The organism is Thermobifida fusca NBRC 14071 = JCM 3263, assembly GCF_001592045.1.
In the GTDB taxonomy this organism is placed as follows: Bacteria; Actinomycetota; Actinomycetes; order Streptosporangiales; family Streptosporangiaceae; genus Thermobifida; species Thermobifida fusca.
The window spans coordinates 1-16,865 of the sequence record NZ_BCWB01000054.1 but is presented as its reverse complement, the minus strand read 5'-3'; the positions used below and the strand labels follow the sequence as shown (position 1 = coordinate 16,865).

The 16,865-nt window shown below is 68.9% G+C and carries 11 protein-coding genes and 1 tRNA gene; 2 read left to right on the top strand and 10 right to left on the bottom strand.

Going from position 1 to position 16,865, the window contains the following annotated elements:
• Window positions 1-32 precede the first annotated feature (32 nt).
• Complete coding sequence (locus TF1_RS13890; protein ID WP_016189022.1) at window positions 33-482, top strand: acyl-CoA thioesterase; 450 nt, start codon at window positions 33-35, stop codon at window positions 480-482.
• On the top strand, window positions 479-1,720 hold the full coding sequence (locus TF1_RS13885) for an MFS transporter (RefSeq protein ID WP_061783965.1): 1,242 nt from the start codon (window positions 479-481) through the stop codon (window positions 1,718-1,720). Before TF1_RS13890 ends, TF1_RS13885 begins: the two co-directional genes overlap by 4 nt.
• Window positions 1,721-1,765: 45 nt before the next feature.
• On the opposite strand, the gene TF1_RS13880 is transcribed toward TF1_RS13885, so the two are convergent.
• The 10 genes from TF1_RS13880 to TF1_RS13835 all read right to left on the bottom strand — a co-directional run bounded on the left by TF1_RS13880 (window position 1,766) and on the right by TF1_RS13835 (window position 16,448).
• Window positions 1,766-2,233: a globin gene (locus TF1_RS13880; RefSeq protein ID WP_038044003.1), complete on the bottom strand. Its 468-nt coding sequence runs from the start codon at window positions 2,231-2,233 to the stop codon at window positions 1,766-1,768.
• A 132-nt stretch (window positions 2,234-2,365) separates the two neighbouring features.
• A complete protein-coding gene (gene ettA, locus TF1_RS13875; RefSeq protein WP_016189024.1) occupies window positions 2,366-4,030 on the bottom strand; it encodes an energy-dependent translational throttle protein EttA in 1,665 nt (554 codons plus the stop codon).
• A gap of 95 nt (window positions 4,031-4,125) precedes the next feature.
• Complete coding sequence (locus TF1_RS13870; protein ID WP_016189025.1) at window positions 4,126-5,202, bottom strand: DUF4192 domain-containing protein; 1,077 nt, start codon at window positions 5,200-5,202, stop codon at window positions 4,126-4,128.
• 64 nt (window positions 5,203-5,266) lie between these two features.
• On the bottom strand, window positions 5,267-6,613 hold the full coding sequence (locus TF1_RS13865) for a sensor domain-containing diguanylate cyclase (RefSeq protein WP_061783964.1): 1,347 nt from the start codon (window positions 6,611-6,613) through the stop codon (window positions 5,267-5,269).
• Window positions 6,614-6,937: 324 nt separating this feature from the next.
• Entirely contained in the window at window positions 6,938-8,959 is a 2,022-nt protein-coding gene (locus TF1_RS13860; RefSeq protein ID WP_011292642.1) for a YfjP family GTPase, read from the bottom strand.
• Window positions 8,960-9,000: 41 nt separating this feature from the next.
• Window positions 9,001-10,860 (bottom strand): GTPase, encoded by a 1,860-nt coding sequence (locus TF1_RS13855; protein ID WP_011292643.1) that lies wholly within the window; start codon window positions 10,858-10,860, stop codon window positions 9,001-9,003.
• A gap of 61 nt (window positions 10,861-10,921) precedes the next feature.
• Window positions 10,922-12,202 (bottom strand): uroporphyrinogen-III C-methyltransferase, encoded by a 1,281-nt coding sequence (gene cobA, locus TF1_RS13850; RefSeq protein WP_011292644.1) that lies wholly within the window; start codon window positions 12,200-12,202, stop codon window positions 10,922-10,924.
• 386 nt (window positions 12,203-12,588) lie between these two features.
• A complete protein-coding gene (gene cobT, locus TF1_RS13845; RefSeq protein ID WP_394326526.1) occupies window positions 12,589-14,907 on the bottom strand; it encodes a nicotinate-nucleotide--dimethylbenzimidazole phosphoribosyltransferase in 2,319 nt (772 codons plus the stop codon).
• A 197-nt stretch (window positions 14,908-15,104) separates the two neighbouring features.
• Window positions 15,105-16,115 carry an Rv2231c family pyridoxal phosphate-dependent protein CobC gene (gene cobC, locus TF1_RS13840; RefSeq protein WP_011292646.1) on the bottom strand — a complete coding sequence of 337 codons (1,011 nt, stop codon included), beginning with the start codon at window positions 16,113-16,115 and terminating at the stop codon, window positions 15,105-15,107.
• A 260-nt stretch (window positions 16,116-16,375) separates the two neighbouring features.
• Window positions 16,376-16,448: transfer RNA gene (locus TF1_RS13835), tRNA-Arg, on the bottom strand.
• Between the last annotated feature and the right edge of the window lie 417 nt (window positions 16,449-16,865).

The following is a 16,865-nucleotide window of genomic DNA, read 5'->3' as shown; positions in this document are numbered from 1 at the left end:
GGGTAACCACGACCGACGGAAAGGTAGGACCAGTGAGCGGGACAGCCGTGCAGGAAGGCACCAGCGTGGAAACCCCGACCGGGCAGCGGCACGTCTTCCTGGGGCACGTCCGCTTCGCCGACTTGGATCCGCTCAACCACGTTAACAATGTGCGGATGCTGACGTACCTCGAAGACGCCCGCATCTCCCTTCTCCGCTGGGACGACGCGGACAGCTCTTCCCGGTTCGGTGACGTGGTGGTGGCTCGGCACGAAGTCGACTATCTGCGGCCGTTGCAGATGCGCCGCGACCCCTTCCGGGTGGAGACGTGGGTCACCGAGATCAGGAACGCCAGTTTCACCGTGCGCTACGAGATCCTCGACGATGACGCGGTGTACCTCAAAGCGCTGTCGGTACTGGTCGCCTACGACCTCGCCCAACAGCGTCCGCGGCGGCTGAGCCCGGAGGAACGCGCCCACTTGGCGCGGTATTACCTCCCATGAGGTGGGGGCTCCAGCGGGCGGCCGCGCGGGCCCGGTCTTTACGGCCGGGACGGCGCTGGCTGGTCTTGGGGCTGGCGGTCGCCGCGCAGATCGCGAGCCTATCCGCGTTGTTCGGGGTGGCGTTTGTCATCCCCGAACTGCGGCAGGCCTACGGGATCACTGTGGCCCGCGCAGGCACGCTCGCTGGGCTTCCCAGTCTCGGCCTGCTCCTCACCCTTCTAGGGTGGGGTGTCCTCATCGACCGTTACGGGGAGCGTCTCACTATGGCGGTGAGCTTGGGGGCCACCGCTGGTCTTCTCGCTGTGTTCCCGCTGGTCGACACGGCGCTAGGTGCGGGCCTCGTGCTGTTCGGTGTGGGCGCGGTCGCCGGTCCAGTGAACGCGGCCAGCGGCCGTCTCGTCATGGGCTGGTTCGCGGCCCGGGAACGCGGCCTGGCCATGGGACTGCGGCAGACCGCCCAGCCGCTCGGCATGGGGCTGTCGGCGGCACTGCTGCCGGTCCTCGCCCACCACTACGGAGTCAGTGTGGCGATGCTGCTGCCCGGGGTCCTGGCCGTGGCCGTACTTCCGCTGGTGGTCAAATTCGCGGTCCCTCCTGGGAAGGCTGTCGCTGCGGGCCCGGCAGCGGATGCCCCGCAGCCTCAGCGGGCAGGCTCCTCGCCCTACCGGCATGCCGCGATCTGGCGGGTCCACGCGGTGAGCATGCTGTTGGGGGTGCCGCAGTTCACTGTGGCCACGTTCGCGCTGGTCTACCTGGTCGACCAGCAGTCGTGGACTGCCCCGGCGGCGGGGGCGCTCATGGCCGCGGTGTACGTGCCCGGCGCGGCAGCGCGGCTCGGGGCCGGGGTCTGGTCGGACCGGGTGGGTAGTCGCCTTCGCCCAGTACGGATCATCGCCTGCTGCGGGGCGGTAGCGCTGGTCCTGTTGGCCGCCGCATCGCCGCTTCCCGGGATTGCCGTGGTGCTGCTCGTGCTCGCCGCAGTGCTGACGATGAGCCACAACGGGTTGACGTTCACGGCGGTCGGGGAAACCGCGGGGCTTGGCTGGGCGGGCCGGGCCATGGCTGTCCAAAACACGTTGCAGGCGGTGAGCTCCACCCTCACCCCCGTGGTGATGGGGGTGCTCATCGACTGGGCAGGCTACCGCACGGCTTTTGCCGCGGCAGCACTGTTCAGCGCCGCCGCGGCCGTGTTGCTCACTCCGCCCCAGTCCGGTCGCCGTGCCGCGGTGCGGCAGTGACAGCCGGAATGCCATTCGTGCGACCGCCTCGCGCGGGAGGATGGGTCACCGCAGCGAGATCCGGATCGTCTCCCCCTCGTCGCCGCGGTCGCGCTCGTTCGAGGTCACGGTGAAAGAGCGCTGCACCATGGGAGGCTGCGCGTCTTCCGGCACGTTCACCATGGCATAGGCGGCGTAGACCAGGTACTCCCACAACTGCTGTTCCAGGTGGGCGGGCAAGGCGAGGTCGTCGACCGCTGCGCGCATGTGCGTCAGCCAGCGGTCGCGTTCTTCCGCCCCAATGCGGTACGGGAAATGCCGCATCCGCAGCCGGGGATGCCCGCGCCGTTCACTGTAGGTCCGTGGACCGCCCCAGTACTGCATGAGGAAGAGGCGCAGCCGTTCCTCGGCGGGCCCCAAATCCTCTTCGGGGTACATGGGGCGTAGCACGGGGTCGGCGGCTACCCCCTCGTAGAAGCGGCGGGCGAGTCGGGTGAACGTCTCCTCACCGCCGACCGCCTCGTAGAAGGTCATCTGGTCATCGTGCTGGGAAGTCATAGCGCCTACAGGGTATGTGCTGGCCTCCCCGAGCGCGCTGCGGGTTCCGCTCCGTTCCCGCGGAACCCGCACCACAGTCGCGTCCCACCGGGACGGCGGAAGCCTCGGTCAGTCACGCGTGAGCTTGCGGTGGGTGACGGCGTGCGGGCGAGCGGCTTCGGGGCCCAGCCGTTCGATCTTGTTCTTCTCATACTGTTCGAAGTTGCCCTCGAACCAGAACCAGTTAGCGCCACCCTCCCACGCGAGAATGTGGGTGGCGACCCGGTCCAGGAACCAGCGGTCGTGGCTGGTGATCACAGCGCAGCCGGGGAAGTCCAGCAGCGCCTTCTCCAGCGAGCCGAGGGTCTCCACGTCCAGGTCGTTCGTGGGCTCGTCCAACAGCAGCAGGTTGCCGCCCTGCTTGAGGGTCAGCGCCAGGTTGACCCGGTTGCGTTCCCCACCGGAGAGCACTCCCGCCTTCTTCTGCTGGTCGGATCCCTTGAACCCGAAGGCGGCGACATAGGCGCGGCTGGGGATCTCCACGTTGCCGACACGAATGAAGCTCTCCCCGTCGGAGATCACTTCCCAGACCGTCTTCTCGTCGTCGATCCGGCCCCGGTACTGGTCGACGTAGGAGATCTTGACGGTTTCGCCGATGGTGATGGTGCCGCTGTCGGGCTGCTCCTCGCCGACGATCATCTTGAACAGCGTGGTCTTGCCTACGCCGTTGGGGCCGATGACACCGACGATGCCGTTCGGCGGCAGGGAGAAGCTCAAGTCCTCGATGAGGATGCGGTCGCCGAACCCCTTGGTGAGGTTCTTGACTTCGACCACGGTGCTGCCCAGGCGCGGGCCCGGCGGAATCTGGATCTCCTCGAAGTCCAGCTTGCGGGTCTTCGCGGCCTCAGCGGCCATCTCCTCGTAGCGCTGCAGACGCGCCTTGTTCTTGGCCTGCCGGGCCTTGGGGTTGGAGCGGACCCACTCCAACTCCTCTTGGAGGCGCTTCTTCCGCTTGGCGTCCTTGGCGCCCTCCACCTTCAGTCGGGCAGCCTTGGTCTCCAGGTAGGTGGTGTAGTTGCCTTCGTAGGGGTAGAGCTTGCCGCGGTCCAGCTCCAGGATCCAGGTGGCGACGTTGTCCAGGAAGTAGCGGTCGTGGGTGATCGCGATGACCGTGCCCGGGTACTTCTCCAGGTGCTGTTCCAGCCACTGCACGCTCTCGGCGTCCAAGTGGTTGGTGGGCTCGTCCAGCAGCAGCAGGTCGGGCTGTTCGAGGAGGAGCTTACACAGGGCGACCCGGCGCTTCTCCCCACCGGAGAGCACGGAGACGTCCGCGTCGGCCGGCGGGCAGCGGAGCGCGTCCATGGCCTGCGCCAACTGGCTGTCCAGGTCCCAGGCGTTGCGGCGGTCCAGCTCCTCCTGCAGCTTGCCCATCTCCTCGAGCAGCTTGTCGGAGTAGTCCGTGGCCAGCTTCTCAGCGATCTCGTTGAAGCGGTCGAGCATCGCCTTGGTTTCCGCAACGCCGTCCTGCACGTTCTCCAGCACGGTCTTGGCGGGGTCGAGTTGCGGCTCCTGGGCGAGCAGGCCGACGGTGTATCCGGGCATGAGGCGCGCCTCGCCGTTGGAGGGCTGCTCAATACCAGCCATCAGTTTCAACAGCGTGGACTTGCCCGCACCGTTGGGGCCCACGACGCCGATCTTGGCGCCGGGGAGAAAGGCGCCCGACACATCGTCCAGGACAACCTTGTCACCGTGCGCTTTACGCACGTTTCGCATCGTGAAGATGTACTCCGCCATGTCTTCCAGCCTAGGCCGTTCCGCGCCCTGCACCGACCAGAGCCACGGGGCGCCCGTGTCGGTTTAACACCCGTATGAACCCTGATACGGGCTGGTCAATTCCCATGTCCTGCCTGCGGTGTGGCTTCCTCGCTGATCGGGGCATACTCAGCAAGCCAGTCAGGGGTGAAACCTTCCCACCGGTGGGGTGGGAGCCCGTAGCGCACCGCCCGGCGGACGAGCCGGGCCATGGAATACTCCGGGTCGACCTCCAATGCCCGGTCCACGGCGACGTCGGCGAGGAACGGGTCGTCATTCTGCCACGCGGCGAAGCCGAGCAGGGCTGCGGGCGCCGCCGCATAGTCGGGGTCGACGTGGCGCAGCACGTGCGACCACAAGCCGACGTGGTGGGTGAGGTGCGCACGGTCGATGTGGGCCCACGCCTCATCGCGGACCCGCGGGTGGACGAGGAGCACGCTGAGCCACGCCACCGTGTCCGGCTTTGGGGGTGGAGCACCGTCCAAGGCCGCGGCCACCACAGTGCGCACCGTGCGGACCCCCTCCGCGATGACGGCGGCTTCTCCCCGGTCGCCGGCTTCGCGGCGCAGCCGGGCGCAGCGCTCTTCAGCCTGGCGAGTGGCTCGGGTCATTGCTGCGCGCCGTGCGCCCCCGACCGGGGCGACCAGGGCCAGCAGCTCCTCCCGACTGGCGCGGACCCGCAGGCCCGCAGCGACCGCGGTAGCGGGGATCGTGGAACGGTGCACGTCGTAGACCACACCCTCTGCCGGACAGCAGACAGGGTTGGCGCACTCGTAGGACCAGTAGCGGTCCTTGGTGACCCGGAGGGTTTCGGCGACAGCGGCCCCGTGGGAGGCCAGCCGGTCCCGGACCGCAAACAGTCCGGCGACCGCTGGTTCTTCCGGGCCGTAGCCGAGGATCACCGCCCGCCGCCCGCCTTGTTCGAGGAAGGAGCGGGCAAGACTGTCGGCCAGCTCGCGGAGGAGGGGGTCGGCAGTGGTGAGCGGCGTGTAGCCCGCGGCGAAGTTGATCGCGTTGTCGCGGCCGTCAGTCCCCAGCACGAGGACGCAGTCTTCGGGATGGAAGCCGATCAGGTAGGGGACCGCGGCAATCAGGTCCACCGGGGTGCGGACGGACAGACGGACCGGCAGACGGGGATGCTTTTGAGTGGTCATGCCTCCACTGTCTGCGACCGGCATCCCGCTGCGGCAAGCCTCCGCTGCACCCTGTGGACAACTGTCAGGAGCCGCGTGAATCGGTGGGCGGGTCCGTCACGGAGCGGACCGGGACCCCCGCGGTCGTGGCGACAGGAAGGCAGACGCGGTCGCGTCCAGAGTCTTTCGCCCGGTAAAGCGCCAGGTCCGCGGCGGCCATCAGCTCCAGCAGATCCCGTCCGTGCACTCGCAGGAGAGCCACCCCGATCGAAACGGTGACGGTGATGGTGATGTCGTTGATCGGCTGCGCCATCCGCCCTACCTGGGTGCGCAGCCGCTCCGCGGTCCGGCAGGCCTCGGCCATGTCTGCTCCGGGCAGCAGCACGACGAACTCCTCCCCGCCGAACCGGCCGATCACGTCGTAGGGGCGGAGCTGCTGGCTGAGCATGGTCGCCACGTTGAGGAGCACCTGGTCGCCGACCAGATGCCCATGGGTGTCGTTGACCTTCTTGAAATGGTCGATGTCAATGATGAGAACGGCCAGCGGGCAGCCCGTCCGCAACGCCCGCGTCAGCTCGGTTTTAGCGACCCGCTCCCACGCGACCGCGTTGAGCAGGCCGGTCTTGGGATCGGTGCGTGCCGCCGTCTGCAACTGCTGGAAGAGCAGGCTCCGCTGGAGCAGGAGCACTGGGGGCAGCGCCACCAGCAGCAGGAAGAGGGAGAGCGCGCACAGGAGGGACACGATCAGTCCCACGCACACTTCGACCGCGTCCAGCAAGAGGGATTCAGAGTCCCACACTGTGGTGCGGCGGGGTTCTTCGGGGACGCTCATGCGGATCGCCCCGGTGATGAGCACCGTGTTGCACACAGTGAACAGGACCGCGCACAGGATCGCGGCCCCGATTCCCTCCCCGCTGATGAGGGCGCTCTTGCCTGCCGCCCCGGTCACCCCGTCGAGCAGGATGATCGGTCCGGGGATGAGCGCGTGGAACACGGTCGAGGAGGAGAACCCGGCGAGGGCGACCACTGCGGCGCTGAAGACGCGGCGGAAGACTACGGCGCGCTGAATGCGGTACTGCATCAGCAGGTACAGCGGGATCGGCACGATGAGCGAGTACACCGGCGGCAGCAGCAGTACCACCGGGATCCACCACGTGCCGAGCAGGTCGCGGACCATCCCCTGAGGCAGCCCTAGGCGGCGCATCGCCTCGACACAGATCGCCCCGGACATGACGATCGCCGTGGCAGTGAGGAGTTCCGCAGAGCGCAGAGCAGTCGTCCATACCCCGGCGATCGCGAGTAGCGCATCGACGGCGACGAGTGTCACCACGAAGCCGACCACGGCACGCGGCTGGGTCAACAGCGCCCACTCCCGGGGACGGAACAGCACTCGACAAGTACTCTCCGTAGTCGAATGCCGGGTGAGTGTCATCGGGGCCTCCTCGCTGTCGGCCGTCCCGGTACGGCGGGCACACCGGCCCCGCCGCAGCCCGGTCCTGTCCTCCGGTCCCGCCGGGAAAACAGAGCCCAATGGGAGACTACTTTAGGTAATATTCTAATCGCCTTTCGTGAAAACCGCCGGAGAACCAGCACATTGACAGCGGTTTTCGCCCCTGTGGCAAGCCCCGCAGAGACTATTCAGGACATCTCAGGACATGGATTCCCGCCCTCGGAGACCGACCGCCGCAGTACGAAAACGCCCGTACCGCGGTCGGATCCGCGGCACGGGCGACAAGAGCCTCAACCTGGGACGCGGTCACCGGCGTCGGGCAGGCTGCGCTTCCTCCAACGCCTGGCAGAACCGCTCGTAGTTGCGCAGCTCCTCCTCCAACGGGGCGACGACGCGCTCCAACGTAATGCGTCTGACCTGTTCAAGACCGTGCATCTCGACGTATTCGCGTTGGCGGGCAGCCTCCACCTCGACCAGGCTGCGGCAGCCCACGCCAACCAGCCAGCCCAACAGCAGCGCACCTCCGGTCAAGGCAGCGGTCAAGAACAGCAGCGCCGGTTCCACCAGGCCGCCGCCGACCCAACTGACCAGCAGCAGCGCCAGCCACACCAGGCTGCCTCCGGCCAGCGCCACCAGCAAGTACTGGACAGCCCGCACAGCCCCCCACCAGAAGGGGGCGTCCTCTTCAGGGATCGTCGCTGCAATCGCGGAGCCCAGCTCTTCGGGGAGCGTCTCCACGTGTTTGCGCGCAGCCGCCCGCACCCGCTTGGGCCACGGGTCCGGCAGCGAACCGGCCGCGGCCTCCGCTGCCGCCGCGATCGCGGTGTCGATCTCGGCGCGTTGCGCCCCCACTGGACCGGTGCTCGCCTGGGTCGTGTCCTCAGTGAGGAAATCAAGCTGGGTCACGCGCAGCGGGTCGCGGCGCAGCCGCCGCGCCCAGCGGGGCAGCGGCCACCCCACGGCCCGTCCCCCGCGCCGCTGGTAGGCGGTCTCCACCGCTTCAGCAACCGCCTCCACCCCGCTGGCCTCAGCCATCTGGTCCATCAGGACAGACCGGGCCGGCGGGGGCAGCTCCGCGGTGCCGCCCGCCTCACCGTAAGCAGCAAAGTCGGCGACGACCTGCTCAAGGTCGGCGGCGAGGCGCTCGATCGCGGCACGCCGATCGGCAACGGTCTCCACTAGGAGTTGCCGCAGTTCGCGCAGCCCTTCCCCGGTGACCGCAGACGTGGTCAAGATCCGGGGGTGGACTCCCGACTCGTCCTCCAGCAGTCTCCGCAAGTCGGTGAGCAGCTCCTCCACATCGTCCGGCTCCACCCGGTCAACCTGGTTGAGGACCGCCACCATGACTGCCCCGTGCCCGGACATCTCCGCAAGATAGCGGTGGTGAACCGCGGCGTCGGCGTACTTCTGCGGGTCCAACACCCAGATCAGGAGGTCCGCGGTCCGGATGAGATGGTCGGACTCGGCGGTCTGCGCGGCCCGCACCGAGTCGTGGTCGGGCAGGTCCAGCAGGATGAGCCCGGTGAGGTCGGATTCGCCGCGGTCGAGTTCGCTCACCCGGGAGTGCCGGTAGCGGGGCGGAACCCCCAACCAGTCGAGCAGGTTGTCGGCGCCTTCCGTCCCCCACACGCAGGCGTGGGCAGCGGTGGTCGTCGGCCGGGTCACTCCCACGCGGGACAACTCCAGGCCGCACAAGGCGTTGAACAGTGAGGACTTACCGCTTCCGGTCCCCCCGGCCAGCGCGACCACCGTGTGGTCGGCGGACAGCCGCAGCCGCGCCCCCGCCTGGGTGAGCAGGCGGCGGGCACGTTCAATCAACTGCGGAGCGAAATAGTCGCGGCCCAGTTCGACGAGGAGCGCAAGCGCATCGAGTTGCGAGATCAGCTCCGCGCGGGTCGTGGTCGGCATCGGCTGCCGCAGGTCGCCCCGCGTAGGCTGGTACTCCTCCTCGTCGTCCTCGGACAGCCAGGAAGGCGTGACCGCAGGCCGGGGGGGCACCGTGGGCACCGGACCGGTGCGGCGTCCGGCGATCATCTCGCCTTCCTTCACCTCGGCGAGACTCCCCACCCAGCCGGCGAGGTTGTCCGGATCATCCGGGTCGGTGCGCTTCTCCTCCGCCGGCGACGGGCTGTCCACCGGCACGATGGGACTGCCCCGGGAAGAGAAACCGCCGTCGACTGGACGGGCGGCCGGGGTGAGCGGCACCCGGTACCGGAACCCGTCGTGGGCCCGGCCACCAGAGTCTGCGGCGCGAAACTCGCCGCCCTCGCCAGAGCGATCCACGGGTGGGGGCCCGCCTGCCACATGGTCGGCTGTGTGGTCCGCCATATCGGTCTCCCGCCCTGGGCGGGCGGAGTGGGGAGGGGTAGTCATCGTGCGATCTCGAGGTGATCCGTAGCCTGGTAGAGCAGTGCGGCGTCAGAGTAGTCCGGCAGGTTTAGAGTCGCCAGCGCCTTCGCGAAGCGGTCCTTCTCCGCTTCGAAGAGCGCGCTGATCCGGGCACGCAGATCGTCACGCGCTTGGTTTCCGATGAGGCGCAGCGGCTCCGCACCGAACAAGGCCCGCAGCAACCGGCTGGGTGCGGCGTTCGGCGGCGGAGGCGCGGCTCCGTCGTGGTCGGAGATTCCGAAACCGAGCAGCCCGACGATCAAGACAAGTCCGAATGCCTCCACATCGTAGGTGAAGAAACGCGCCACCGAGCGTTTCGCAACGCCGTCCGAGGAGAGGAGCTCCGTGATCCGGGCCTGCCAGTCGCTGACAGCGGTGCGGGCCCGGAGAGCGAAGTCTGCGGGAATCCGGTCGAGAGCGTGGCGTTCCGCAACAGCGGACGCTCCAGGGACCTGCTGCCAACGCTCCATGATCGTCTCGATCGCGCGTTCCGCGGCCGAGACCACGAGCGCCGCTACGGCATCCTGGACCGCCTGCTCCAGCGCACGCACCCGAGTGCGGTCCTCCTGTTGCGGCTTGGTTTTCCGCTTGTTGCGGATCCGCAGGGAGCGCGCGAGCTCCCCGCTGGCGGCGATGTCCTGCCAGCGGGCCAGGACATTCCCCCGCAGCAGGGACGCATCCGAAGTCCCCCGCTCCACCTCGGCGAGCGCGTCGGTGAGCGCAGTGCTGGCGGTGGCAGCCAGCATCCGCCCCACCTCGGCCTGAGTCTCGACGTATTTGCCGAGCTCTGGGATCCGGGTGCGGAAACTGTCGAGCACCCCCAGCAGCGTACGGCGGGTGATCCGCTCCCGTTCCTGTTCGTCCCCGGCCACATCGGCGAGGAAGCCGCGGATCTGGTCAGCGATATTGCCGGTGAAACGCCCGCCGGCGATCTGGTCGGTCTCCGGGATCACGAACCGGGGCGCCGCACCCAGGCCGTTGGCTTCCAGCATCGCTCCGAAGTGGGCGACGATCTGCCTCCGGCCGCGCTGCGGCACGCGGGACAGCACCACGACCAGCGAGGTGTCGCGGTCCCGCGCGACCTGGAGGAACTGCCAGACTCGGGCGTCGGCGTAGCGTTTGCTGGTGGTGACGAACACCCACAGGTCGGCCGCGTCCAGGAACTTCGCGGCGAACTCGTGGTGCGCGGCAACGGCCGAGTCCACGTCGGGGGTGTCCAGCAAGGCCACGCCTTCCGGCATGTGCTCGGTAGCGGCCAGCACCAGCATGCCGTCCTTACCGGGCATGGCCAGCCCTTGCTGACGGACCCGCGGCAGCGCGGGCAGGAACGCTGTTTCACTGAACCAGTCCACGTCAGCGGGGTTGCAGGCCAGCACCGGGCTGTTCGTTGTGGGCCTCCGCACCCCGGTGGTGGTCACCTGGGTACCCACCAAGCTGTTGACCAGGGTCGACTTCCCTGCCCCCGTGGAACCGGCGACCGCGATCAACAGGGGAACATCGGACCTGCGCACTCTCGGCAGCACATAGTCGTTGAGCTGGTCGAGGACGTCGGTGCGCGCGGTACGCCCTTCCTCAGCTCCGGGGAGGCCGTCGGCGAACTCGATCGCGCGGATCCGGTCCCGCAGCGTCTCGAGGTTCCGCTCCAGGCGGGTGTCCCGGGCCATTGCCCCGCGGTGTGCCCCTCCCCCACCGCTTCTGCGCGGGCGTGCCATTGTCGACGCGCCGGCCGGGGCGTTCCCGCTCCGGACCGTACCGCGTCCCCACTCCATACCCCGCATGGGCGCGTCCGGTATCGGTTCGCCTGGTCCTGTCGCTTCCGGCACGGCAGGCGGCCGGGTCATGGCGATTCCGCCCTTCTCATCGGTATTCGTCGTCACAGCACCCGATTCCCCGCGGCCTTGATCAATTCCGACCGTTTCCTCCTGCGGGAGCGATCGGAGTTTCTGCGGCGTTTTGGCTTCTGTGCAGTATGTCAAGCTCTTGGGCCGTGTTCACTACTTCTCCGATAACGAGCACCGCCGGAGGGTGCACTCCGGCGGCGTGCGCTTCCTTTTCGACCGTTTCCAGAGTGGCGACCAGGGTGGTCTGGCTCGGCAGGGTGGCCTCCTGGATGACGGCAATAGGAGTGTGGGGATCACGACCGTACCTGATCAGCGCCTCGGCAATCCGTCCCAAGCGTTCCACTCCCATGAGCACCACGATGGTGCCGCCACTGCGGGCGAGCGTCTCCCAGTTCACGGTGGAGCGCTCGTCGCCTGGTGCGACATGGGCGGAGACGACGTGGAAGTGCTGGGCGACGCCGCGGTGCGTCACCGGGATGCCCACGCTCGCGGGAGCAGCGAGCGCACTGGTCACGCCAGGGACCACGGTGACAGGGATGCCTGCCGCGACGCACGCTGCGAGCTCTTCGCCACCGCGTCCGAAAACGAAGGGGTCGCCGCCCTTGAGACGGACCACGAACTTGCCCTGTCGCGCACGGTCGACGATCACCGCGTTGATGCCCTCTTGGGACATGGAACGGCCGTAAGGGATCTTGGCCGCGTCGATAATCTCCACGTCGCCGGACAGTTGGTCAAGCAAGCTCGTGGGGGCAAGCCGATCCACCACGACCACGTCGGCTTGCGCGAGAAGCTGCCGTCCCCGCACCGTGATCAGTCCGGGGTCCCCTGGACCGCCGCCGACCAGGGCCACGCCGCGCAGAGGAGCGCGTCCCCTGCGCGCGTCCAGAGTTCCGTCGGCCAAGCCGGTGACGATAGCGTCGCGTAGTCCCGCGGCACGCCGGGGATCAGTACCGGTGATTACTCCGACGGTGACTCCGGAAGCGCTCCCTGTTGCGGGAGTCCAGGCACTGGAGGCGTGACGGTCGTCGGCGTGCACCGACCAGATGCGTGCTTCCTCTGCTTCGGCAACCACCGCCGCGTTGACCTCGGGATCGTCCGTGGCTGCGTGGACCAGCCAGAAGCGGCCCAGCCCGGTGACGTCACCGCGGCGGTAGGGGCGCTGCTCCCAGTGGATGCGGCCGCTCTCGGCGAGCCCTTGCAGCGCAGTAGTGACGTGCGGGGAGACCACTGTGACCCGCGCTCCGGCCTCCAGGAGCACGGGGACGCGACGTTGGGCGACCTGTCCTCCGCCCACGACGAGCACGTCCCGGCCCTGAAGCCGCAAACCGAGGAGATACGTCACCGAGGCAGCCTCCAGATCCCGTTGTCCCGTCTCGAACCGCTCGGGGCTCCACTGCGGTGTGTGCCGCGTCCCGGTGGACGCCTGTCTCGTCCCCACTGCCTCCGCTGTCCGGTGCCAACGGCGCGGGGTGCCCCGGAGTCTGCTCACCAGCGGTTCGGAACTGAATCCCGGCTTTGTGGACGAAACGCGGCACGATGCAAAACCCCTATGCCAGACACGGTCCAAAATACCGCGCTGGTCGCTCCCATACCGCTACTACTACCTAATGAGAGTGGTCTGTCTTGCGCGTACCGCTCCCCAAAACCGGCAGAAGATGGGGAAGCGTCCACAGGCCGGCCTGCGTCGGTGCCGCGCTACTCGGACCGCGCGGCACCGACGGACCGGAATCAGTCGCGCTGGCTCACGTGGGCGGAGTCGAAGGTCGCCACGTCTTTGAGGGCACGCGCTGCGCTCTGCACCAGCGGCAGCGCGAGCAGCGCCCCGGAGCCCTCCCCAAGCCGCAGATCCAGGTCGACCAGGGGGCGCAGGCCCAGGTGCTCCAAGACCACTGCATGCCCCGGTTCGCTGGAGCGGTGTCCGGCAATACAGGCCAGGCGCGCATCCGGGGCGAGCGCGACCGCGGCCAGGGCTGCGGCCCCGGCGATGACCCCGTCGAGGATGACCGGGACCCGCAGGGAGGCGGCGCCCAGGATGAAGCCGGCCAGGGCGGCATGCTCCAGTCCGCCCACCGCGGCCAGCACCCCGATCGGATCGGCGGGGTCGACCTGGTTGACCTGCAGCGCGGTGCGGACAACCGACACTTTGTGCGCGTACATGGCGTCGTCGATCCCGGTGCCCCGCCCGGTGACCTCCGCGGCGTCGCGGCCGGTGAACGCGGAGATCAGCGCAGCCGACGTGGTGGTGTTGGCGATTCCCATGTCCCCGGTGAGGAGGCAGCGGTTGCCTGCCGCGACCAGGTCGCGGGCGACTTCGATCCCCGCTTCGATCGCGTACTCGGCTTCCATGCGGCTCATCGCCGGGCCCTGGGTCATGTCAGCCGTACCGCGGGCGACCTTGCGGGGCAGCAGGCCGGGTACCGGGGAGAGGTCTTCGATGACGCCCACATCCACCACGGTGACCTCGGCGCCAAGCTGGGTGGCGAAGGCGTTGACCACCGCGCCGCCGTTGAGGAAGTTGCGGACCATCTGCGCGGTGACTTCCTGCGGCCACGGGGTCACCCCTTGGGCGTGGACGCCGTGGTCCGCGGCGAATACCGCCACGGACGCCGGCTCGGGGATGGGTGCCGGGCATTCGCCGGCGAGTCCCGCGAGCTGGATGGAGACTTCTTCAAGCACCCCCAAGGAGCCCGGGGGTTTGGTCATGCGGGACTGGCGTTCTCGTGCCTCCTCCATCGCCCTCTGGTTGAGCGGACCGATTTTCGCGATTGTCTCGTCCAGCAAGCTGGTGGACTCCTCCCCTGGCAGGCCGCGTTGGCCGTACTGCTCCCGGTGCACTGCCCAGGCCAGCGGGCGGCGCTGCGCCCAGCCGCCCAGGGACAGTTCGGGCTCTGGGGGGAATTCCTCCACGTAGCCGACGCACAGGTAGGCGACGATCTCCAAGTGGGGCGGGAGGCCGAGTTCGCGGGCCAGCTCCCGTTCGGAGAAGAAGCTGACCCAGCCCACACCGAGCCCTTCAGCGCGGGCGGCGAGCCACAGGTTCTCTACGGCGAGTGCGGCGGAGTAGGCCGCGGTCTGCGGTTGGGCGTGCCGTCCCAGCGTGTGCCGGCCGCCCCGAGTGTGGTCGACGGTGACCACGATGTTGAGCGGGGTGTCGAGAATCGCTTCGACTTTGAGGCCGGAGAACGCACGGGCCCGTGCCCCGGGCAGTGCCCGGGCGTAAGCCTCCCGTTGGCGCTGCACGATGTCGTGGACGCGGGCCCGGGTGTCCCGGTCCTGGATCACGACGAAGTCCCACGGCTGGGAGAAGCCGACGGAAGGCGCGTGGTGGGCTGCTTCCAGGATGCGGACCAGGACGTCGTCGGGGATCGGGTCGGGGCGGAAGCCCACCCGGACGTCGCGCCGCTCCCGGATCACCCGGTACACGGCCTCGCGTTCCACGTCGCTGTAGGCGTGGTCGGCGGGCACGGAGGCCGACTGGCTGGGCGGGTCGCTCGCGGCCGCCATACCGGCCGGTTCGGCGACGACTTCATCGGCGTACTCGACCGGTTCGGGCTCCCCGTGGGGAGCGGCATCAGGCTCCGGTTGGGGGGATGCAGCAGCCGGTTCGGGGGCGGACGGGGGCGCCGTGGACGGCGCGTTCCCGGGGCCGCTTGGTGCTTCGGATGGTGTGGCGGGCTCGGTGTGCGCCGGGGGCGGGGCTGCGGGCTCCGCGGCACCCCGCTGGACTGCGGGCTGCGGCGGGTGTTCGTCGGCGTCCCGCACCGGACCGGCGGCACGGGAAGCCTCCCCTGGGGCAGTGGCCCTGCCCTGCGGGGCAGGCGGTTCCGGTTCTGCTGGGACGGGAGGGATCGTCACCGGAGCGAGGGGGACGCGGTCGCCCGGGGAGACGGGCAGCGGAAACGCTCCCGTACCCCGCCCAGCTTCGGGAAGGCCGTCGAGGAGTCCGCCCGGTGACTGAGATCCGCTGGGCGGACGTGCCACGGTCCGGTGTTCCGGCGGAGACGGTTCAGCCGGGGGACGCAGGTCCTGCCCGGGTTCTCCCCGCATCCGTCCGTGGCCGGTATCCCGGGTGCCGCCGGGAATACTGTCTGCACGATCACCGCTCAAAGGGTCTCCTCCGTGGTCACTGATCGGTCTCGGTTTCCGGGCGACGGCGTGCGACTGGGGGAACACGCCGGACCTCCACGGCACGGCGGAGGGACGGAACCCAGGGTGTGGGGCGGTTCGCCGGCTCTTTCCTCCGCTCAGAGCAACTCTGCCAGAACTGTCACGAGCTGGGCGTTGGTCTCGGCTTGTCGGACCGCGATGCGTAAATAGTCCGTTCCAAGACCGGGGAAGGTGTCGCCGCGACGCACCGCGATCCCCCGTTCTCTCAGGCGGCGGCGGAGCAGGTCAGCGCCGGGGGTGTGGACGAGCACGAACGATGCCCGCGGTCGAGGGGTGACGGTGAAGCCCAACGCGGTGAGGTCTGCCACGAGGCGGGTGCGGCGCACCGCGAGATCGGCTGCCCAGGCGTCGGCTTCGGCGAGGGCTCGGGGCGACGTGCATTCACGGGCCGCGACCAGTGCCGGAGTGGAAACTGCCCAGAGCGGCTGGTGTTCCGCAAAGCGGCGGACCAGTGCGGGGTCGGCCAGCAGGTAGCCGACGCGGAGTCCAGCAAGTCCCCAGGTCTTCGTGAGGCTGCGGATGACGACCAGGCCGGGCAGGTCGGTCCGCCCAGCCACGGACTCTGCTTCCCCAGGAATGCAGTCGGCGAAGGCTTCGTCGACGACGAGGATGCGGCCCGGCCGGGCGAGCGCGGCCAGGGTTGCCGCCGGGTGCAGCACGGAGGTGGGGTTGGTGGGGTTGCCGACGATGACCAGGTCTGCGTCGTCGGGGATCCGGTCGGGGTCGAGGGTGAAGTCGCCGTCCAGCACTACGCGTTCCACCGGGTGGCCGGCGGCGCGCAGTGCTGCTTCGGGCTCGGTGAACTGGGGGTGCACGACGACGGCGCGGCGCGGGGTGAGGGCACGCGCCAGCAGGACGAACGCTTCAGCTGCGCCCGCGGTGAGCAGCACGTCGGCGGGGTCGCGGCGGTGGCGGCGGGCGACAGCGTGGCGCGCCGACTCCGGATCAGGGTAGGCGGCCAGGTCGGAGAGGGAAGCGGCGAGGCGTTCCACCAGCCACTGCGGCGGGGTGCGGTCGCGCACGTTGACGGCGAAATCGAGGAGGCCGGGGCCGACCTCGGCGTCCCCGTGATGGCGTAAATCGACCATGGGCCTTCGTGCTCCCCCGTTGCACCGGTCCGGTTCCGAGGGGAACCTACCGTCGTACTGTGCGCCGCGGTGCCGCTGCCCCCGTTTCACCCCCCTCAGACACCACTGTGAGTATTGCAACAGTTGCACAGTGCTACAGAATGGAGGGCGGGTGGTCCAGTCAGGCTGGAACGCATGCGCCAGCCGACAGAGGTGGGCGGGCTGCGGTGCGCCTTGTGAACGACGGCGGGCAGACCGCGTGCGGCCTGCCCTGGTCGCGGCGCGCCCGGCAGGATTCGAACCTGCGACCATCGGATTAGAAGTCCGGTGCTCTATCCACTGAGCTACGGGCGCTCAGATTCAGTTATGCGGGCATACGCCCTCAACGACGGATCCGTGATGTCCGGGACAGCGACAAGGTCGGCACGTCATGGGACGATCCGGAGCCGAGGCGACATTCTAGGGGATAACGCCGATGCCGCTCATGATCGCACGAAATCGTAGCAATACGAGCCATATGCCGTCAGGACGGTTTGCTGTGCAGTCCCACCGGACCGGGAGGTAAGGGCATCCTCGACCACGTTACCGCCCGTCTGGCTCCGTTCCGTGTCATGACAACAGCGTTTCCTCAGGTCTTATGCACTGTTTCGGGCACGGCGCGGGCACTGGCCGCTTCGACGTGCCCGCTGTTTGCCTGGTCAGCCACTGGCAGGCGACAGCCGTACCGGCAGAATGCGGTGGGCGGACAGCGGCCCCGACATGCGGAACCCA